Source organism: Burkholderia sp. RF7-non_BP4, from assembly GCF_001521935.1.
Taxonomy (GTDB): domain Bacteria; phylum Pseudomonadota; class Gammaproteobacteria; order Burkholderiales; family Burkholderiaceae; genus Burkholderia; species Burkholderia diffusa.
On the sequence record NZ_LOTA01000089.1, the window covers coordinates 23,258 to 43,868 of the forward strand.

The window sequence follows — 20,611 nt, forward strand, 5'->3', positions numbered from 1 at the left end:
CATGAGCGGGATCGATCCGAAACGTTTCGGCAAGGTGGCGGTGTTGTTCGGCGGCGAATCCGCCGAGCGCGAGGTGTCGCTCACCTCGGGCCGTCTCGTGCTGCAGGGCCTGCGTGACGCGGGCGTTGACGCGCATCCGTTCGACCCGGCCGAGCGGCCGTTGTCGGCGCTGAAGGACGAAGGCTTCGTGCGCGCGTTCAACGCGCTGCACGGCGGCTACGGCGAGAACGGCCAGATCCAGGGCGCGCTCGATTTCTACGGAATCCGCTACACGGGCAGCGGCGTGCTCGGCTCGGCGCTCGGCCTCGACAAGTTCCGCACGAAGCTCGTGTGGCAGCAGACGGGCGTGCCGACGCCGCCGTTCGAGACGGTGATGCGCGGCGACGACTACGCGGCGCGCGCGGCGGACATCGTCGCGAAGCTCGGCCTGCCGCTGTTCGTGAAGCCGGCGAGCGAAGGCTCGAGCGTCGCGGTGCTGAAGGTGAAGACGGCCGACGCGTTGCCCGCCGCACTGTCGGAAGCGGCGACACACGACAAGATCGTGATCGTCGAGAAGAGCATCGAAGGCGGCGGCGAATACACCGCGTGCATCGCCGGCGATCTCGACCTGCCGCTGATCAAGATCGTGCCGGCCGGCGAGTTCTACGACTACCACGCGAAGTATGTCGCCGACGATACGCAGTACCTGATTCCGTGCGGGCTGCCCGCGGAACAGGAAGCGGAACTGAAGCGCATCGCGCGCCGCGCGTTCGACGTGCTCGGCTGCACCGACTGGGGTCGGGCGGACTTCATGCTCGATGCCGCCGGCAACGCGTATTTCCTGGAAGTGAACACGGCCCCCGGGATGACCGACCACTCGCTGCCGCCGAAGGCGGCGCGGTCGATCGGCATCAGCTATTCGGAGCTGGTCGTGAAGGTGCTGTCGCTTACGCTCAACGACTGACGCAGGAACGGAACGACGTATGTGGAACAACGTTCGCCAACTCAACCTTGCCGCCAGCGCGCTGTACGCGCTGTTGCTGCTCGTGTTGGCGGCGGCCGGCTGCTACTGGCTGATCCAGCGTCCGACGTTCGCGCTGCGCGAAATCCGGATCGACGGCGACACCGAGCACATCAACACGCCGACGGTGCGTGCGGGCGTGGTCGGCCGGCTGAAGGGCAATTTCTTCACGGTCGATCTCGATACGGCGCGTGCCGCGTTCGAGCAGATGCCGTGGGTGCGCCACGCGAGCGTGCGCCGGGTGTGGCCGAATGCGCTGGCTGTCACGCTCGAGGAGTACAAACCGCTCGGGACCTGGGGCAGCGCGCAGCTCGTGAGCGTCGACGGCGAGCTGTTCACCGCGAACCAGGGCGAACTGGATCAGGAACTGCCGGCGTTCGACGGCCCGGAGGGCAGTGCGAAGGAAGTCGTCACGCGGTATCGCGACTTCACGAACTGGTTTGCGCCGCTGAAGGCGGCGCCGGAAGAAGTGACGCTGTCGGCGCGCTACGCGTGGACGGTGAAGCTGTCGAACGGCATGCAGGTCGAGCTGGGCAAGGAGCGCACCAGCGAGACCCTGCATGACCGGAGCCAGCGCCTCGTCGCCGCGTGGCCGGCCGTCACGGAGCGTTGGGGCAACGACATCGAGTACGCGGACCTGCGTTATCCGAACGGATTCGCGATTCGTGCGGCAGGCATGCGGTTCCTGACCGATACCGACAAGCGCAAGAAGTAACGAGAGATCACACGCAAGAGCACTTTATGAGCAAAGACTACAAGGATCTGCTGGTTTCCCTCGACATCGGCACGTCGAAGGTGGTGGCCATCGTCGCCGAGCTGAAGGGCGAAGGCCATTACGAGGTGATCGGCCTCGGCCAGAGCGAATCGAAGGGTCTGAAGAAGGGCGTGGTGGTCAATATCGAGGCCACCGTGCAGTCGATCCAGCGCGCGCTCGAGGAAGCCGAGCTGATGGCCGACTGCAAGATCACCAACGTGTTCACGGGGATTGCCGGCAGCCATATCCGCAGCTTCAACTCGAGCGGGATGGTCGCGATCAAGGACAAGGAAGTCACGCAGACGGACGTCGCGCGCGTGATCGAGACCGCGAAGGCGATCAACATCCCGACCGACCAGCAGGTGCTGCACATCCTCACGCAGGAATTCATCATCGACGGCCAGGAAGACGTGCGCGAGCCGATCGGGATGAGCGGCATCCGCCTCGAGGTGAAGGTGCACATCGTGACGGGCGCGGTCAGTGCCGCGCAGAACATCGTCAAGTGCGTGCGCCGCTGCGGGCTGGAAGTGAACGACCTGATCCTGCAGCCGCTCGCGTCGTCGCTGGCCGTGCTGACAGAAGACGAGAAGGATCTCGGCGTGGTGCTGGTCGACATCGGCGGCGGCACGACCGACATCGCGATCTTCGCCGAAGGCGCGATCCGCCATACCGCGGTGATTCCGATCGCCGGCGACCAGATCACGAGCGACATCGCGATGGCGCTGCGCACGCCGACGCCGGATGCGGAAGACATCAAGGTCGGCTACGGGATCGCGAAGCAGGCGCTCGCCGATCCGGACGAGATGGTCGAAGTGCCGGGCCTCGGCGAACGCGGCCCGCGCACGCTGTCGCGCCAGGCGCTCGCGGCCGTGATCGAGCCGCGCGTCGAGGAACTGTTCTCGCTCGTGCAGCAGGTCGTGCGCGAGTCGGGTTACGAAGAACTGCTGAGCTCCGGCGTGGTCATTACCGGCGGGGCTTCGATGATGCCGGGCATGGTCGAGCTCGGCGAAGACATTTTCCTGAAACCGGTGCGCATCGGCGCGCCGGAATACGCAGGCGGCCTCGCCGACGTGGTGCGCAATCCGCGCTACTCGACGGCGATGGGCCTGCTCGTCGAAGGCAGTGCTCAGCGCATGCGCGGCCGCAAGGTCGCCGTGCAGTCCGGCAACGCGGGGCAGATCTTCTCGCGGATGAAGGAATGGTTCCTGAGCAACTTCTGACGAACCGAATAGAAATTCGCGCCGGTGCCGGCGGCTGGCGCGCGACAGGGGGTTGCCCGATCTCCTGCCGAATAACGGCCGAGTAGTTTTATTTTCTTGACGGAGGCAACAATGGAATTCGAAATGCTGGAAACCGAAACCAACGGCACCATCATCAAGGTGGTCGGCGTTGGCGGCGCTGGCGGCAATGCCGTTCAGCACATGATCAACCGTGGCGTGCAGGGCGTCGACTTCATCGTGATGAACACCGACGCACAGGCGTTGTCGCGCGCGCGCGCACCGTCCGTGATCCAGCTCGGCAACACCGGCCTCGGCGCCGGCGCGAAGCCGGAAATGGGCAAGGCGGCGGCGGAAGAGGCGCGCGAGCGCATCGCCGACGCGCTGCGTGGCGCGCACATGGTGTTCATCACGGCCGGCATGGGTGGCGGTACGGGCACGGGCGCGGCGCCGGTGGTCGCGCAGATCGCGAAGGAGATGGGCATCCTGACGGTGGGTGTCGTCAGCAAGCCGTTCGAATTCGAAGGCGGCAAGCGCATGCGCGTCGCGGAAGCAGGCTCGCAGCAACTGGAGGATCACGTCGACTCGCTGATCGTCGTCCTGAACGACAAGCTGTTCGACGTGATGGGCGATGACGCCGAGATGGACAAGTGCTTCCAGTGCGCGGACGACGTGTTGAACAACGCGGTTGCAGGCATTGCCGAAATCATCAATGTCGATGGCCTCGTGAACGTCGACTTCGAAGACGTGAAGACGGTGATGGGCGAGCAGGGCAAGGCGATGATGGGCACGGCGACGGTCGCCGGCGTCGATCGCGCACGCCTCGCGGCGGAACAGGCCGTGGCGAGCCCGCTGCTCGAAGGCGTCGATCTGTCGGGCGCGCGCGGCGTGCTGGTCAACATCACGTCGAGCCGTTCGCTGCGCCTGTCGGAAACGCGCGAAGTGATGAACACGATCAAGAGCTACGCGGCGGAAGACGCCACGGTGATCTTCGGTGCGGTGTACGACGACGCAATGGGCGATGCACTGCGCGTGACGGTCGTGGCGACGGGTCTGGGCCGTGCGGCGAAGAAGCAGCAATCGGCTCCGATGACGCTGCTGCGCACGGGTACCGACAACCAGCCGGTCAGCGCGGTCTCGCACGGCTATGCGCAACCGCAGCACGTCAGCACGGCCGACTACGGCGCGCTCGATACGCCGGCGGTGTGGCGCAACTCGCGCGAAACCGCGGCATCGCACGTGCAGGCGCTGCAGGAGAAGGGTGTCGACACGTACGACATCCCGGCTTTCCTGCGCAAGCAGGCTGACTGACGACGCACACACAGGCGAAGCCGCGGCGCGATCGACGAGATTGCCGCGGTAACGCCGGCGTGACGGATGCCACGGACCACGACAGGCCGCGTCGAATGCGACGCCGGGCCGGGAAACGTGCCCTCTTCGCATGAGCGGAGCGGGATGGGACGTGCTGTCCGCAATACGCCGAAAAACCGTATCGCTATGAGGGACCAGCCATGATTCAAGTGGGCGACGCGCTGCCCGACGCGCAACTGTTCGAGTTCATCGACGACGCGCGCGAAGGCTGCACGCTGGGGCCGAATGCCTGCAGCGTGCGCGATCAGGTTGCGGGAAAGCGGGTGGTGATCTTCGGATTGCCGGGCGCTTTCACGCCGACCTGTTCGGCGCAGCATGTGCCGGGCTATGTCGAGCACGCCGAGCAACTGCGCTCGGCGGGCATCGACGAGCTCTGGTGCGTGTCCGTCAACGACGCATTCGTGATGGGCGCATGGGGACGTGATCTGCACACCGCGGGCAAGGTGCGCATGATGGCGGACGGCAGCGCTGCTTTCACTCATGCGCTGGGGCTGACGCAGGATTTGTCCGCGCGTGGCATGGGAATCCGTTCCCTGCGCTACGCGATGGTGGTCGACGACGGTGTGGTCAAGACGCTGGCCGTCGAAGCGCCGGGCAAGTTCGAAGTGAGCGATGCGGCGAGCGTGCTCGCGACGTTGACGTCCTGATCGTGCGGTGCGCCGTTGCCTGCCGGCAACGCTGCGCATCGGCCTCAGGGCAGTTGTAACACGGGCCGATGACCGGAAACGCCTCCGTTCCGGGCATCGGCCCGTCCCGTATCGGCGCGGGTAAACAGTCGAAACAGATTGATACGCAGTTTCAAACAGCGTTGAATAGGGAATTACGCTATAATCCCACCTATCGAATATAACTCCTGATTGATATTCTCAATCAAGATGAAGAACATCATGCTGAAGCAGCGCACCATCAAATCGATCGTGAAGACCGTGGGCATCGGTCTCCACTCGGGCCGCAAGGTCGAACTGACGCTCCGCCCGGCCGCGCCGGGCACGGGGATCGTTTTCTCGCGCGTCGACCTGCCCACGCCTGTCGACATTCCGGCATCCGCGATGTCGATCGGCGACACGCGGCTCGCGTCGGTGCTGCAGAAGGATGGTGCGCGCGTGTCGACCGTCGAGCACCTGATGTCGGCGTGTGCCGGTCTCGGCATCGACAACCTCTACGTCGACGTGACGGCCGAAGAAATCCCGATCATGGACGGCAGCGCCGCGTCCTTCGTGTTCCTGATCCAGTCCGCGGGCATCGAGGAGCAGAACGCGCCGAAGCGCTTCATCCAGGTGAAGAAGCCGGTCGAAATCCGCGACGGCGACAAGTTCGCACGTCTCGATCCGTATTTCGGCTTCAAGCTGAAGTTCACGATCGACTTCCGTCACCCGGCCGTCGACAAGACCGGCCAGGAACTCGAGGTCGACTTCGCGAACACGTCGTACGTGCGCGAGATCGCGCGTGCGCGCACGTTCGGTTTTGCCCATGAAGTCGAAATGATGCGCGAGCTGGGTCTCGCACGCGGCGGCAGCATGGACAACGCCATCGTGCTCGACGAATACCGGATCCTGAACAACGACGGGCTGCGCTACGACGATGAATTCGTGAAGCACAAGATGCTCGACGCGATCGGCGACCTGTACGTGGTCGGCCATCCGCTGCTGGCGTCGTACACTGCATACAAGTCGGGTCACGGGCTGAACAACGCGCTGCTGCGCGAACTGCTCGCGCACGAGGACGCGTACGAGATCGTCACGTTCGACGATCCGCAAGCCGCGCCGAGCGGCTTCGCGTTCGACACGCAGACGGCCTTCGCCTGATCGGCGTTCGCCACCCGCGATAAAAAAGCGACCTTCGGGTCGCTTTTTTGTTGGGCGTCGGGCCCGCGGGGGGCGGCGCGTACTCAGCGCGACGACTTCGCACCGTGCCGCGCGGCCATTCGCGCGAGTGCAGCCTGCAATGGCGACGGCTCGAGGTGATCGGCGAGGTCGCGCAACGCGGTGGCGCCGACGGTCGTCATGCGCGCCTGCTTCACGTGCGGGGGTTCCGGCGCGTCTTTCGGACGCACGCGCACGCGCAGCGCCGAAACCGGCCAGCCGCGCTTCTGGAGATCGGCGAGCAGGCGCGGCTCGACCTGCCGCAGCCGGGCGGCGAGCGCATTGTGCGCGGCAAAGAGGGTCAGGGTGCCGTCCTTGATGGAGCCCGGTTCGACGTGATTCGCGAGATAGTCGGGCAGCAGCGCGGCCAGGTCGCGCTGCAGCGACGCGACCTGTTCGACGCCGGCGCGCAGCGCCGCGAACGCGTCGGTGCGGTTGAGCACTTCGGACACGGGTTGCGGGCGATACGCGGCGAGCGGGCCGAAACGCTTGGAAAATCGGTTCATCGAGGCATTCTTCGGGCGCGCACGGGCGCGGACGTTGACGCCGATTGTACCCGCGCCGGCTCGCGCACGGGCGGCTTTCGGGCCATGCGCCCGATTGCACGCACGGGTTTGGCGTGCGGCGCGAGTCCGGCCGGGACACCGGCGCATGCTTCCTCGCGTGCTAAAATTCCTCGTTTGATTCCACTAATTCGCTAAGCCGCCGAGGCTCGGGCGTCGGGGCGCGCAACGCGCGCCGGGCGCCGGTGCTGCGACGCAGGATCCGATCCGATGACAACCGGTTTTCTCCAGAAAATTTTTGGCAGCCGCAACCAGCGGCTCGTCAAGCAATACCAAAAGACCGTCGCGACGATCAATGCGCTCGAAACGCAGATCGAGAAGCTGACGGACGACCAGTTGCGCGGCAAGACGGATGAGTTCCGCCAGCGGATCGCGGGCGGCGAGTCGCTCGACAAGCTGCTGCCCGAGGCGTTCGCGGTCTGCCGGGAGGCGAGCCGCCGCGTGCTGAAGATGCGCCACTTCGACGTGCAGATGATCGGCGGCATGGTGCTCCACTACGGCAAGATTGCGGAAATGCGCACCGGCGAGGGCAAGACGCTCGTCGCGACGCTGCCCGTCTACCTGAATGCGCTGGCCGGCCGTGGCGTGCACGTCGTGACGGTCAACGACTACCTCGCGCAGCGCGACGCCGAATGGATGGCGCGCCTCTACAACTTCCTCGGTCTGTCGGTCGGCATCAACCTGTCCGGCATGGAGCACGACCAGAAGCAGCAGGCCTACGCGTCGGACATCACCTACGGCACGAACAACGAGTTCGGCTTCGACTACCTGCGCGACAACATGGTCTACGAGACCGACGCGCGCGTGCAGCGGGCACTGAACTTCGCGGTCGTCGACGAAGTGGACTCGATCCTGATCGACGAGGCGCGTACGCCGCTGATCATCTCCGGCCAGGCGGAAGATCACACCGAACTGTACGTGCGGATGAACGCGCTGCCGCCGCTGCTCGAGCGCCAGATCGGCGAGGAGAAGGCCGACGGCACGGGCGTCGAGAAGCCGGGCGACTATACGCTCGACGAGAAGGCGCGCCAGGTGTTCCTGACGGAGTCGGGCCACGAGAAGGCCGAGCGGCTGCTCGCCGAGTGGGGCCTGATCGGCGAGGGCGAGAGCCTGTACGCGCCGCAGAACATCACGCTGATGCACCACGTGTACGCCGCGCTGCGCGCGCACACGCTATTCCACAAGGACCAGCACTACGTCGTGCAGAACGGCGAAGTGGTGATCGTCGACGAATTCACGGGCCGCCTGATGGCGGGCCGCCGCTGGTCCGACGGCCTGCATCAGGCGGTCGAGGCGAAGGAACACGTGAAGATCCAGAGCGAGAACCAGACGCTCGCCTCGATCACGTTCCAGAACTACTTCCGCATGTACGCGAAGCTCGCGGGCATGACCGGTACGGCCGACACCGAAGCGTACGAATTCAACGAGATCTACGGCCTCGAGACGGTCGTGATCCCGACCAACCGCCCGCCGAAGCGGATCGACAAGCAGGACCAGATCTACAAGACGGCCAAGGAGCGCTACGACGCGGTGATCCGCGACATTCGCGACTGCTACGAGCGCGGCCAGCCGGTGCTGGTCGGCACGACGTCGATCGAGAACTCGGAGCTGCTGTCGCACCTGCTTAAGCAGGCAGGCCTGCCGCACGAGGTGCTGAACGCGAAGCAGCACGAGCGTGAAGCCGCGATCGTCGCGGAAGCCGGCCGGCCGAACCGCATCACGATCGCGACCAACATGGCCGGTCGCGGTACCGACATCGTGCTCGGCGGCAACGCCGAGAAGCAGGCTGCGTTCATCGACGCCGACGACGCGATCCCCGCCGACGAAAAAGCGCGCCGCATCAAGCAGCTGCACGACGAGTGGGAAACGCTGCACGAGCAGGTGAAGGCCGCGGGCGGCCTGCACATTATCGGCACCGAGCGCCACGAATCGCGCCGGATCGACAACCAGCTGCGCGGCCGTGCGGGCCGCCAGGGCGACCCGGGATCGTCGCGCTTCTACCTGTCGCTCGACGATCCGCTGCTGCGCATCTTCGCGGGCGACCGCGTGCGCTCGATCATGGATCGCCTGAAGATGCCGGAAGGCGAGGCGATCGAGGCCGGCATCGTCACGCGTTCGATCGAGTCCGCGCAGCGCAAGGTGGAAGCGCGCAACTTCGACATCCGCAAGCAGCTGCTCGAATACGACGACGTGTCGAACGACCAGCGCAAGGTGATCTATCAGCAGCGCAACGAACTGCTCGAAGCTCACGACATCACCGAGACGATCTCGGCAATGCGTCATGGCGTGATCGCCGAAGTCGTCCACCAGTTCGTGCCGCAAGGCAGCATCGAGGAACAGTGGGACGTGCCCGAGCTCGAGGAAGCGCTGCGCAACGACTGGCAGCTCGACCTCGCGATCCAGGAAATGGTGAACGAGTCGTCGTCGATCACGGCCGAGGAGATTCTCGAAGCGGTGACGACCGCCGCCGACGAGCAGTACGAGACGAAGGTCGCGATGGTCGGCCGCGAATCGTTCAGCGCGTTCGAGCGCTCGGTGATGCTGCAGACGGTCGACCGCCTGTGGCGCGAGCACCTCGCGGCGCTCGACCACCTGCGCCAGGGCATCCACCTGCGCGGCTATGCGCAGAAGAACCCGAAGCAGGAATACAAGCGCGAAGCGTTCGAGCTGTTCGCCGCGATGCTCGAGGCGATCAAGCAGGAAGTCACGCGCATCGTGATGAACGTGCAGATCCAGTCGCCGGAGCAACTCGAGGAAGCCGCCGAGCAGATCGAGGAGCGCGGCGGTCATCTCGAAAACGTCGAGTATCAGCATGCCGACTACGCGGAATCCGGCGCGCCGGTCGCGAACGTCGCGGCCGCCACCGCGGCCACGGCGACGGCCGACATGGTTGGCAGCGCGATGACCCACAGCGGCCCCGGCGGCGAGATGCCGAAGGTCGGCCGCAACGACCCGTGCCCGTGCGGCAGCGGCAAGAAGTACAAGCAATGTCACGGGAAGCTGTCATGATCGGCGGCGGCGCGCATTCGCGTGCCGCTTCGTTCGCAGCTTCGAGTCAGTGATGTGAGTTGCGGCGGCCCGCGCGTGCGGCCGCCGGTTCTTCCAATCGATGCCGGCGCATGCCGGCATTTTCCATCCGGCAGGTGTGCCCCATGGCTGTCAATTTTCCGTCGATCGATCCCGCCCAACTCCATCCCGTCGCCGGCGTCACGCTCGGCTGGGCGGAAGCGAACATCCGCAAGCCGAATCGCAAGGACGTGCTGGTCATCTCCGTCGACGAAGGGGCGACGGTCGCCGGCGTGTTCACCGAGAATCGCTTCTGCGCCGCGCCGGTGACGGTGTGCCGCGAGCACCTGGCAAAGGTGCGTGCCGGCGGTGCGGGCATCCGCGCGCTCGTCGTGAACACGGGCAATGCGAATGCGGGCACCGGCGAGCCGGGCCTCGCGAACACGCGCGAGACCTGCTCGGAACTCGCGCGCCTCGCGGGCATCGACGCTGCACAGGTGCTGCCGTTCTCGACCGGCGTGATTCTCGAGCCGCTGCCGATCGACCGCCTGAAGGCCGGGCTGCCGGCAGCGCTCGCAAACCGCAAGGCCGCGAACTGGTACGACGCCGCGCAGGCGATCATGACGACCGACACGCTGCCGAAGGCCACGTCGCGCCAGGTGACGATCGATGGCCACACGGTCACGCTGACGGGCATCAGCAAGGGTGCGGGCATGATCAAGCCGAACATGGCGACGATGCTGGGCTTCCTCGCGTTCGATGCGAACGTGGCGCAGCCGGTGCTCGACACGCTCGTGAAGGAAGTGGCCGACCGCTCGTTCAACTGCATCACGATCGACGGCGACACGTCGACGAACGACTCGTTCATCCTGATCGCGTCGGGCAAGAGCACGCTGCCCGCGATCATGTCGACCGACTCGCCGGCCTATGCGGCGCTGCGCGACGCGGTTACGCAGGTCGCCCAGGTGCTGTCGCAGCTGATCGTGCGCGATGGCGAAGGCGCGACGAAATTCATGACGGTGCAGGTCGAGGGCGGCAAGAGCGTCGCCGAGTGCCGCCAGATCGCGTATGCGATCGGACACTCGCCGCTTGTGAAGACGGCTTTCTATGCATCCGACCCCAATCTTGGCCGGATTCTCGCGGCGATCGGCTACGCGGGCGTCACGGATCTCGACGTGGGCAAGATCGATCTCTATCTCGACGACGTGCTCGTCGCGAAGGCCGGCGGCCGCAATCCGGCTTACCAGGAGGAGGACGGCCAGCGCGTGATGAAGCAGAGCGAAATCACGATCCGCGTGCTGCTCGGCCGCGGCGACGCGCAGGCAACCGTCTGGACGTGCGATCTTTCGCACGATTACGTGAGCATCAACGCGGATTACCGCTCCTGATCGGGAGCGCTCGAACGACATGGACAAGCTCGAACAGTTTCTGACGCGCGCGGAAGCGCTGCTCGGCCGCCTCGAGGGGATGCTGCCGCCTGCGCCGGCGGCCATCGACTGGAACGCCGCCACCGCGTTCCGCTGGCGCAAGCGCCAGGGGCGCGGCTATCTGCAGCCGGTGCCGGCAGCATCGTCGATCACACTCGACGACCTGCACAACATCGATCGACAGAAAGGGCTGATCGAGCAGAACACGCGACAGTTCGTCCAGTGCAAGCCGGCGAACAACGTGCTGCTGACCGGTGCGCGCGGCACCGGCAAGTCGTCCCTGATCAAGGCCTGCCTGAACGCGTATGCGAAGGACGGCCTGCGCCTGATCGAAGTCGACAAGGACGACCTGCATGATCTCGGCGACATCGTCGACCTGATCGCGCAGCGTCCGGAGCGGTTCATCGTGTTCTGCGACGACCTGTCGTTCGAGGAGGGCGAGTCGGGCTACAAGGCGCTGAAGGTCGCGCTCGACGGCTCGATCGCCGCGCAGTCCGACAACGTGCTGATCTACGCGACGTCGAACCGCCGCCATCTGCTGCCCGAGTACATGAGCGACAACGAGTCGTACAAGCATCTGCCGGACGGCGAGATCCACCCCGGTGAAGTCGTCGAGGAAAAGATCTCGCTGTCGGAGCGCTTCGGGCTGTGGGTCAGCTTCTACCCGTTCAAGCAGGACGACTACCTCGACATCGTCGCGCATTGGCTGCGCTATTTCGGCTGCGCGGACGCCGAGATCGAGACGGCGCGCGGCGACGCGCTCGTCTGGGCGCTCGAGCGCGGTTCGCGTTCGGGTCGCGTCGCATGGCAATTCGCGCGCGACTGGTCGGGTCGCAAGGAGCAGGCATGAGTGCGGATTTCGCAGCAGGCGGCGTGCGCGCGCCTGATGGACGCAAGGTGACGGAGGTCGCGGTCGGCGTGATGGTGCAGGCGGACGGTCGTTACCTGCTCGCGCAGCGGCTGCAGGGCAAGCCGTACGAGGGCTACTGGGAGTTTCCCGGCGGCAAGCTGGAGGCCGGGGAGAGCGTGGAGGACGCGCTGGCGCGCGAATTGCACGAGGAGCTCGGCATCGAAGTCACAGCCAGCCACCGCTGGCATACGCTCGAGCACGATTATCCGCACGCGTACGTGCGGCTCTATTTCTGCAAGGTGACGGGCTGGACGGGCGAGCCGCACAGCAAGGAAGGGCAGGCGTTCGTGTGGCAGCAGTTGCCGGTCGAGGTCGCGCCGCTGTTGCCGGCGGCGCTGCCGGTGCTGGAACTGCTCGAGAAGGAGGCGGCGTCGCAATGACGCCGTGGCGGCTCGCCTGAAAGGCGGGCCACATCGCAGGACGGGCGGCGTCGCGCGCCGCTCAGCTGTCGCGGCGGCCGTCGGTGCCGTCTTCCTCCGACGACGGACCCTCGTCGGAGGACCCGCCGATCCGGTACTTTTCTGCGGCCCATGCGCCGAGGTCGAGCTGCTTGCAGCGGGCCGAACAGAAGGGACGGAACTTGTTTTCAGGTGTCCATCGCACTTCTGCGCCGCACGAAGGACATTTCACAACGGTAGTCATACGAGAGCGTCGAACCGGCACGCGGCCGTTACAGATTGCACAGGGTCAGGTGGAATGGTACGTCGATGTCCACCGCACGCGGCCGCACGTCGCCGTCCTGCATGGTGAACCGTACCCACAGCATGTATTTGTTGGCGCTCGCTTCGGGAATCACGCGCAGCTCCGGGGGCACGCGCACCTGCATCAGCTGGTAGGTGCGCCCCGACAGCATCTGCTGGTAGCTGCCCTGCATCGCCATCACTTTCGAAGCCTGGCCCGATTCACGCGCGAGCCGCAGCACGATCGCAGCGGCGTCGCGCAACGGCAGCAGCGGCAGGATCCATTTCGCGATGTCCTGGCGCCGCTGTTCCGCGGGCCATTGCTGCCACGCATAGTACGACGGCAGGTCGAACTTGCACGTGCCGCCGGGAATCACCGCGCGGCTGCGGATGCTGGCGAGCCACTCGTTGTCGATCAGATGCTGCCCGGTCTTGCCCTGCATCTGCGCAAGATTGGCGAGCGTCTGCTCGATTTCACCGAGCACGGCCTCGAGCGCATTCTGTTCGATGCCCGGATTGCCGCGAAAGGGGGCGAGCGTCTGGCGTTGACGTTCGAGCTCCTTCATCAGATCCGATTTCAGGTCCGCGCGGCCCGTGACCTCGGCGATTTCGAACAGCGTCGTCAGCGCGACGTGATGTTCACGCGGGTCCTCCTGAGCCAAAAAGAACGCGAAGCGCTCGAACAGGTCTTCGAGGCGCAACAGCGTGCGAATTCGCTCGTTGAACGGATACTCGTAAAGAATCAAGCGCGCTCGCCTCTAGGGTAGGGATTGAAACAATGCAGGACATTCTAATGCTCACTGTCTACCCTAGCAACGCACCAATTTCGTACACCATCACGATCGCGCGCGGCGATCAGTGCGCGGCGGCCGCGAATGCGAGATAACGTTGGTGCAGTGCATCGACCTGTGCGGCGAGAGCTGCGGGTGTCGTCGCGTCGTTGACGATCACGTCGTCGGCCGCAGCGAGACGCGCTTCGCGCGTCGCTTGTCTTGCGATGATCGCTTCGACCTGTTCGCGCGTGAAATCATTGCGCCGCATCACACGTGCGATCTGCGTCTCGACCGGGCAGTCGACGACCAGCACGCGATCGCTGCGCGCCTTCCAGTTACCTGACTCGACGAGCAGCGGCACGACGAAGATCACGTAAGGGCCCTGCGCTTCGCGGGCCTCGCGCTCGGTCTCGGCGCGGATCAGCGGATGCGTGATCGCTTCGAGGCGCCGGCGCGCGTCGTCGTCGCTGAAAATGAGTGCGCGCATCTTTGCACGGTCGAGCGAGCCGTCGGCCGCGACGAAGTCCGGTCCGAAGGCATGTTCGATCGACGGCATCGCGAGGCCGGCCGGTGCGGTGATGCGGTGCGCGATCAGGTCGGTATCGACGATCGATGCACCGCGTGCGGCGAACATGTCGGCGACGGTCGTCTTGCCGCTGCCGATGCCGCCGGTGAGTCCTATTGCAAACATGTGAGCCTCCGCCGTGCCGTCACGAGGCAGCGAAGCGCCTCCCCGCGACGCAGCGAACATGGCGGCCGCCGGCAGTGCGTCATGTCAGCCGCCGAGTGCCGAATAGAAAGGGGTGCCGAAAAACAGCGTCGCGACGCCGCCTGCCGCGAGGAACGGGCCGAACGGAATCGGCTCCTCGAAGCGCATGCGTCCGCGCCAGGTCGCGACGAGCCCGACGAGCGCGCCCGTCACCGCGGCGAACAGCACGACCTGCGGCAGCGCGGCCCAGCCCATCCATGCGCCGAGCGCGGCGAGCAGCTTCAGGTCGCCGAAGCCGATACCCTCGATGCCGCGCAACCATTTGAACAGCCAGTAGATCGACCACAGGAACAGGTAGCCGGCCATCGCGCCGACCACGGCCGAACGCAGCGACGTGAACGTGCCGCCGAGGTTCAGTGCGAGCCCGGCCCAAAGCAACGGCAGCGTCATCGAGTCGGGCAGGTACCCGGTCCGGATATCGATCGCGCTCATTGCCAGCAGTGCCGCGCACAATCCGAATGCGGCGAGTGCGGCGACGGTGGGGCCGAACGCGGCGAGCGAACCGGCGGCGAGCAGCGCACCGGCGAGCTCGACGAGCGGATAGCGTACGCCGATCGCATGGCCGCACTGACGGCAGCGCCCGCGCAACAGCAAGTAGCTGACGAGCGGGATGTTCTCCCACGCACGCAGCACGTGACCGCAATGCGGGCAGGCGCTGCGCGGGCGCCACAGGTCGTAGCGCGGCGGATAGCCGTCATCCGGCGGCGTGCTTGCGCTGCCGGTCGCTTCGGCGATCTCGGCCTGCCAGGCGCGCTGCATCATCACTGGGATCCGGTGCACGACGACGTTCACGAAGCTGCCGACGCACAGGCCGAGCACGATGGCGAACGCATACTGCACCGCGGGCGGCAGCATCGCCAGCGCGAGCAACGTGCTGTCGGGCGAGTCGAATACGGTTATGAGGGGCGCGGACGTCATGGGGCTCGGGTTCGGGCATGAAAGGCGACAGAATCGGTTGCGATGCTACACCACGTTGCCCAGCTGAAGGATGGGCAGATACATCGCGATCACGAGTCCGCCGACGAGTGCGCCCAGCACGATCACGATCAACGGCTCGCCGAGCGCGGCGAGCGCATCGAGGCGCGCGTCGAGCTGACGCTCGCATAGCGCGGCGATATCGGCGAGCATCGTGTCGAGCGCGCCGGTTTCCTCGGCGACGGCGATCGGCTGCACGACGTCGTCCGGGAAGCATCCCGCCGCGTGCATCGCATCGGCCAGTCGCGCGCCGCGCAGCACGCGCGTCGCGATCTGTGCGGTGGCCTGTTCGAACACCGGATGGCCGGCGGTGCGCTCGAGCGTGGCGAACGCATCGGCGAGCGGGACGCCCGCGCCGAGCAGCGTTGCAAGCGAGCGGCACCAGCGCGCGGTCGCGAAGCGTATGAGCGCGGTGCCGACGAGCGGCAGATTCAACAGATGCCGCGCGACCGTATAGCGCAGCGAAGGCGAGCGCCGCAGCGCGTGGCGCGCGACGAGTCCGGCGCCGGCTGCGCCCGCAACCAACGTGCCACCCCAGGCCGATGTCGCGGACGAGAGGGCGAGCAGGGCGCGGGTTGGTGCCGGCAGCGCCGCGCCGAAACCGTCGAAAATCTGTCGGAACGTCGGCACGACCCACACCATCAGCGCGGCAGAGATCGCGAGCGCGAACACGATGACGGCGACCGGGTATGCGAGCGCGGCACGCAGCTTGCGCCATTGCGCGTCGGCGCGTTCCCGGTGCTCCGCGACGCGGGTCAGTACGGTACCGAGCGCACCCGATGCCTCGCCCACCTCGATCAACTGGCGATACAGCGTGCCGAACTGGGACGGATAGCGTGCGAGCGCGGCGGCGAAGCGTTGCCCGCCGATGATCTCGCGCGCGAGACCGGCGGCGATGCGCGGCAACCCGTCGCGTGTACGGGTGCGGGCGAGCATCTCGAGCGACGGTGCGAGCGGTAGTCCGGCTTGCAGCAGGCTCGCGAGCTGACGCGTGAAGCGCGTGACCTCTCGTGCGCCGGCCGCGGGTGGTCGGGCCGCGCCGCGGACGTCGAGCGACAGCACCGCGACGCCGTCGCGCGCGAGTGCTGCCCGTGCGGCGGCTGCATCGAAGGCGATGACGTTCCCGCGGCATGGCGTGCCGTCGCGACGACGGCCGCGCCACGCGAAGCAGGTTTCCTTTGGCGGTGCATGCATGGCGATCATGCGTCGGGCGTCGCGGCCAGCGCTTCCGCGATGCTCGTCGTGCCGTCGCGGACGTGCGCGAGTGCCGCGTCGCGCAGACTGCACACGCCCTCGGACGCCGCGCATTGCGCGAGCGTGCCGACGCTTGCGCGTGCGACGATGTGCTCCGCCATTGCCGGTGAAACCGGCATCGTCTGATGCAGGCCGATCCGGCCGCGATAACCGATGCCGTGACAGGCGGCACAGCCGCGCGCGACGAACGGACGCCATCCGGATTCCAGCGCTGCCGAATCGCAGCCTGCTTCGCGTAGCGCGCGTGCCGATGCGTCCGAGCGCACGCGGCAGACGGTGCACAGGCGCCGGACGAGGCGTTGCGCGGTGACGAGGCGCAATGCGGCCGCCAGGTTGTATGGTGCGACGCCGATGTCGAGCAGGCGCGCGACGGCTGTCGGCGCGTCGTTCGTGTGCAGCGTCGACAGCACGAGGTGCCCGGTCTGCGCGGCCTTGATCGCGACGTCGGCCGTCTCCGCATCGCGAATCTCGCCGACCATGATGACGTCCGGGTCCTGCCGCAGCAGCGCGCGCAGCGCAGTGGCGAAAGTGAGCCCGGCTTTTTCGGCCACGCCGACCTGATTGATGCCGTCGAGCTGAATCTCGGCCGGATCCTCGACCGTGCACACGTTGTGCGCATCGCGGTCGAGCATCTGCAGCGCGCAATAGAGCGACAGCGTCTTGCCGCTTCCGGTCGGCCCGGTGACGAGCACGAGACCGTGCGGCGCGCGAATCGCGGCCTCCATCGCCTCGGCCTGCCGCGCGTCGAAGCCGAGGCGCGCGAGCGTGAGGTCGGGCGGCAACATTTCCAGGCGGCGCAACACGAGCTTCTCGCCGAACAGCGTGGGCAGCGAGCTGACCCGGTAGTCGCCTCGCATGCCGCCGTCGACCGCGATGCGCAGCCGGCCGTCTTGCGGAAGCCGGCGCTCGGCGATGTCCATGCGGGCGAGCACCTTGATGCGTGTCACGAGTGCGTCGCGCAGATGAGCTGGCGGCCGCGCGTGTTCATGCAGGACGCCGTCGATGCGCAGGCGGATGCGCCAGCCTCCTTCGAACGGCTCGACGTGGATGTCGGACGCGTTGCGCACGCGGGCGGCGTGCAACGTGTCGGTCAGCAGCCGTACGGCGGGCGAGTCGTCGAGTTGCGCCGCATCGAGCGACCGGGGCGTTTCAGCGGGCGATGCGTCGAGGGAGGCAGGCGGCCGCTGCGTGCGCGGCGGCGCCCCGGGAGGTGGGAAGTGCATGTGAGCCGGCGCTCGGCCGCCTGTTGATCGTGACCAGCAAATGGTCGCGTATCGCGAGCGGCGCCGACAGTCGGCCGTTCGGCTAGCGCGCGGCGCGTGCGCGCGTGCCGCGCGGCTTGAAGAGCTTGACGGTGCGTACGGCCTGATCGTCGCTGCGCATGACCTCGAGCATCACGTCGCGGATTTTCAGGCACACGTCGCCTTCGGGAATTTCCTCGAGGATTTCGAGGATGAGGCCGTTCAGCGTCTTCGGTCCGTCGGTTGGCAATTGCAGGTGCAGCCAGCGGTTCAGTTCGCGCAGCGGCATGCTGGCGGCGACGATGCATTCGCCGTTCTGGTCCCAGCCGCCCGCGCGTTCGCCGCGCGGCATCGACGTCGTGAATTCGCCGATCAGTTCCTCGATGATGTCCTCGGGCGTGACGAGCCCCTCGAGTTCGCCGTACTCGTTGACGACGAGAGCGGTTCGCTGCCGGCTTTCCTGGAAATACTGGAGCTGCTGGACGACCGGCGTGCCCGACGGCACGTAGTACGGCTCGGCGAGCAGCGTGCGCAACGTTTCGCGGTCGAAATCCTGGTTGTGCAGTGCGGTGAGTGTCTTCCGGACGTGCAGCACGCCGAGCACCTTGTCGATGTCGCCTTCGTAGACGACCAGGCGGTTGTGATAGCAGGTCTCGAGCTGATGCAGGATGTCGTCGAGCGGCGCGTAGAAGTTGAGCGATTCGATTTGCCGACGCGGCACCATCACGTCGTCGACCGTGATGTTCTCGAGGTCGAACAGGTTGAGCAGGATGCTGCGGTGCTTCGTCGGCATGAAGCTGCTCGATTCGAGCACGATCGCGCGCAGCTCGTCGGCCGACATCCGCTGATCGCGGCCCTTCTTCGTGTTGATACGCAGCACCCAGAGCACGCCGTTCGCGAGCGCGTTGACGAACCAGACGACCGGCTTGAACACGCGCATCAGCGGCGCGATCACGAGACTGGCGGGCAGCGCGATGCGCTCGGGAAAGGTTGCGCCGACGATCTTCGGCGCGATTTCCGCGAACACGATGATCAGGAACGCGACGATGCCGGTCGCGATCGACAGCGCGAGGTTGTTACGGCCGAACGTATGCAGCGCGAGCGAGGTCGTCAGAACCGGGATGATCGTGTTGAACAGATTGTTGCCGATCAGGATCACGCTGAGCAGCAGGTCGGTGCGCGTGAGAAGACCCTGCGTGGTTTTCGCGCCGAGCACGCCCTGACCGGCGAGATGCTTCAGCCGATGGCGGTTGAGCGCCATCATCGCGGTCTCGGAAATGGAAAAGAAGCTGGAGCAGAGGAGAAGCAGGAAGACGGCGCCGATTTGCGCCCATAAGGGAATTTGGTCCACGCGTCAGAAGGGCAGTGAAGGACAGGGATGGAGGGAATATAGCAGAGGCCGGCGGCCGGGATGTGTCGCACGCGGCATCGGGCCCGTGCGACCGGGCAAAACGAAGGCAAAAAAAAACCGTGCACATGGTGCACGGTTTTTTCAAATCTGGTCGGGGTGAGAGGATTCGAACCTCCGGCCTCTACGTCCCGAACGTAGCGCTCTACCAGGCTAAGCTACACCCCGATTTTTTGCTCTTCCGACTCTGGCGCCTTCGTGAAGATCGCTGCGTCGTCTCAAGCAAGAACGTAACTATAACGATGTTTTTTCTAAAAGGGAATACCTTGGTGAAGAAATTTTTCGAGGCAAGGTATCGCGTCCCCTTCGCGGCGCGTTTACGACTGCCGCGACGTCGAGTACGAGCACAGCGCGAGCAGGCTTTCCTTGTAGATCGAATCCGGGAACGCGCCGATCGCGGCCGCAGCGGCCTGTGCTTCCTGGCGCGCACATTCGAGCGTATGGTCGAGCGCGCCGGAACGCGTGATCGCGTCGAAAATCGTATCGAAGCGATCGGTGCCGCCTTGTTCGATCGCCTCGCGCGCAAGCGCCGACTGTTCGGGCGTGCCGCGTTCGATCAGATAGATGAGCGGGAGCGTCGGTTTGCCTTCGCGCAGATCGTCGCCGGCATTCTTGCCCATCGCTTCGGCCGTGCCCGCGTAGTCGAGCCAGTCGTCCATGATTTGGAATGCGGTGCCGATCCGGCGGCCGTATTCGGCCGCGGCGGCTTCGGTCGGCGCATCGGCGCCGGCGAGCACCGCGCCCAGGCGTGCCGATGCCTCGAACAGCTTCGCCGTCTTGTAGCGGATCACCTGCATGTAGCGCGACTCGTCGACGTCCGCGTCGTGCATGTTCAGAAGCTGCAGCACTTCGCCTTCGGAGATGATCGTCGTCGCTTCCGACAGGATTTCCATCACGCGCATCTTGCCGACGCCGACCATCATCTCGAACGAGCGCGAATAGAGGTAGTCGCCGACCAGCACGCTCGCCGCATTGCCGAACAGCGCGTTCGCCGTCTGGCGGCCGCGCCGCAGTTCGGATTCGTCGACGACGTCGTCATGCAGCAGCGTGGCCGTGTGGATGAACTCGACGACGGCGGCCAGCACGTGCCGCTGGTGCGACGTCTCGCCGAGCGCACCGGCGACGAGCAACAACAGGGCCGGACGCAGCCGCTTGCCGCCCGCGCCGATGATGTACTCGGCGATCTGGTTGATCAGCAGCACGTCGGACGCGAGGCTTTGCCGGATAACGCGATTCACCTGCTCCATGTCGCTGGCGATCGGGGCGAGCAGGTGGGCGGCGCTGAGGGTGGGGGAGGCGGTGGACGACGACATGATGATCGAAATGGGTGATGCCGCGGATTATAAGTCGAATCCGCGATATCCCGGTCTGTCGGACGTGCCGGCACCGTGATTTTGGCCG

19 protein-coding genes and 1 tRNA gene are annotated in these 20,611 nt (G+C 66.1%); 10 read left to right on the plus strand and 10 right to left on the minus strand.

Annotation, left to right across the window (positions count from 1 at the left end; all coding sequences use genetic code 11):
• Position 1: 1 nt before the first annotated feature.
• The 6 genes from WS49_RS27385 to lpxC all read left to right on the plus strand — a co-directional run bounded on the left by WS49_RS27385 (position 2) and on the right by lpxC (position 6,147).
• Positions 2-943, plus strand: coding sequence for a D-alanine--D-alanine ligase (locus WS49_RS27385; RefSeq protein WP_059535171.1), 942 nt, complete (start codon positions 2-4; stop codon positions 941-943).
• Positions 944-962: 19 nt separating this feature from the next.
• Entirely contained in the window at positions 963-1,715 is a 753-nt protein-coding gene (locus WS49_RS27390; RefSeq protein ID WP_057926855.1) for a cell division protein FtsQ/DivIB, read from the plus strand.
• A gap of 26 nt (positions 1,716-1,741) precedes the next feature.
• Complete coding sequence (gene ftsA / locus WS49_RS27395; protein WP_006752447.1) at positions 1,742-2,974, plus strand: cell division protein FtsA; 1,233 nt, start codon at positions 1,742-1,744, stop codon at positions 2,972-2,974.
• A 111-nt stretch (positions 2,975-3,085) separates the two neighbouring features.
• Positions 3,086-4,282: a cell division protein FtsZ gene (gene ftsZ, locus WS49_RS27400; protein ID WP_011883181.1), complete on the plus strand. Its 1,197-nt coding sequence runs from the start codon at positions 3,086-3,088 to the stop codon at positions 4,280-4,282.
• Between the two features lie 200 nt (positions 4,283-4,482).
• Positions 4,483-4,989, plus strand: a complete 507-nt coding sequence (locus WS49_RS27405; RefSeq protein WP_059535173.1) for a peroxiredoxin — start codon at positions 4,483-4,485, stop codon at positions 4,987-4,989.
• 240 nt (positions 4,990-5,229) lie between these two features.
• A complete protein-coding gene (gene lpxC / locus WS49_RS27410; RefSeq protein WP_059535496.1) occupies positions 5,230-6,147 on the plus strand; it encodes a UDP-3-O-acyl-N-acetylglucosamine deacetylase in 918 nt (305 codons plus the stop codon).
• A gap of 83 nt (positions 6,148-6,230) precedes the next feature.
• Here lpxC and WS49_RS27415 read toward each other — a convergent pair whose 3' ends face one another.
• Positions 6,231-6,710, minus strand: coding sequence for a DUF721 domain-containing protein (locus WS49_RS27415; RefSeq protein WP_059535175.1), 480 nt, complete (start codon positions 6,708-6,710; stop codon positions 6,231-6,233).
• A gap of 267 nt (positions 6,711-6,977) precedes the next feature.
• Between WS49_RS27415 and secA the strand changes: the two genes are divergently transcribed.
• The 4 genes from secA to WS49_RS27435 all read left to right on the plus strand — a co-directional run bounded on the left by secA (position 6,978) and on the right by WS49_RS27435 (position 12,490).
• Positions 6,978-9,776, plus strand: a complete 2,799-nt coding sequence (gene secA / locus WS49_RS27420; RefSeq protein ID WP_059535177.1) for a preprotein translocase subunit SecA — start codon at positions 6,978-6,980, stop codon at positions 9,774-9,776.
• Positions 9,777-9,919: 143 nt separating this feature from the next.
• Positions 9,920-11,161: a bifunctional glutamate N-acetyltransferase/amino-acid acetyltransferase ArgJ gene (gene argJ, locus WS49_RS27425; protein ID WP_059535179.1), complete on the plus strand. Its 1,242-nt coding sequence runs from the start codon at positions 9,920-9,922 to the stop codon at positions 11,159-11,161.
• Positions 11,162-11,180: 19 nt separating this feature from the next.
• Entirely contained in the window at positions 11,181-12,050 is an 870-nt protein-coding gene (locus WS49_RS27430; RefSeq protein WP_059535181.1) for an ATP-binding protein, read from the plus strand.
• Positions 12,047-12,490, plus strand: coding sequence for an NUDIX domain-containing protein (locus WS49_RS27435; RefSeq protein ID WP_059535183.1), 444 nt, complete (start codon positions 12,047-12,049; stop codon positions 12,488-12,490). Before WS49_RS27430 ends, WS49_RS27435 begins: the two co-directional genes overlap by 4 nt.
• Before the next feature lie 61 nt (positions 12,491-12,551).
• Here the strand turns inward: WS49_RS27435 and WS49_RS34375 are convergent, their stop codons facing one another.
• From WS49_RS34375 to WS49_RS27475, 9 genes are all read right to left on the minus strand, one after another.
• Positions 12,552-12,752, minus strand: a complete 201-nt coding sequence (locus tag WS49_RS34375; RefSeq protein WP_039317342.1) for a DNA gyrase inhibitor YacG — start codon at positions 12,750-12,752, stop codon at positions 12,552-12,554.
• Positions 12,753-12,780: 28 nt separating this feature from the next.
• On the minus strand, positions 12,781-13,536 hold the full coding sequence (gene zapD / locus WS49_RS27440) for a cell division protein ZapD (RefSeq protein ID WP_059535184.1): 756 nt from the start codon (positions 13,534-13,536) through the stop codon (positions 12,781-12,783).
• A 109-nt stretch (positions 13,537-13,645) separates the two neighbouring features.
• Positions 13,646-14,254 carry a dephospho-CoA kinase gene (gene coaE / locus WS49_RS27445; RefSeq protein WP_059535186.1) on the minus strand — a complete coding sequence of 203 codons (609 nt, stop codon included), beginning with the start codon at positions 14,252-14,254 and terminating at the stop codon, positions 13,646-13,648.
• A gap of 84 nt (positions 14,255-14,338) precedes the next feature.
• Positions 14,339-15,250: a prepilin peptidase gene (locus tag WS49_RS27450; protein WP_059535188.1), complete on the minus strand. Its 912-nt coding sequence runs from the start codon at positions 15,248-15,250 to the stop codon at positions 14,339-14,341.
• A gap of 45 nt (positions 15,251-15,295) precedes the next feature.
• Entirely contained in the window at positions 15,296-16,510 is a 1,215-nt protein-coding gene (locus WS49_RS27455) for a type II secretion system F family protein (RefSeq protein ID WP_059535190.1), read from the minus strand.
• Complete coding sequence (locus WS49_RS27460) at positions 16,507-17,784, minus strand: GspE/PulE family protein (RefSeq protein WP_059535191.1); 1,278 nt, start codon at positions 17,782-17,784, stop codon at positions 16,507-16,509. Before WS49_RS27460 ends, WS49_RS27455 begins: the two co-directional genes overlap by 4 nt.
• 82 nt (positions 17,785-17,866) lie before the next feature.
• Positions 17,867-19,153, minus strand: coding sequence for an HlyC/CorC family transporter (locus tag WS49_RS27465; RefSeq protein ID WP_082721944.1), 1,287 nt, complete (start codon positions 19,151-19,153; stop codon positions 17,867-17,869).
• Positions 19,154-19,301: 148 nt separating this feature from the next.
• Positions 19,302-19,378, minus strand: a tRNA-Pro gene (locus tag WS49_RS27470).
• A 149-nt stretch (positions 19,379-19,527) separates the two neighbouring features.
• Positions 19,528-20,523 (minus strand): polyprenyl synthetase family protein, encoded by a 996-nt coding sequence (locus WS49_RS27475; protein ID WP_059535193.1) that lies wholly within the window; start codon positions 20,521-20,523, stop codon positions 19,528-19,530.
• Between the last annotated feature and the right edge of the window lie 88 nt (positions 20,524-20,611).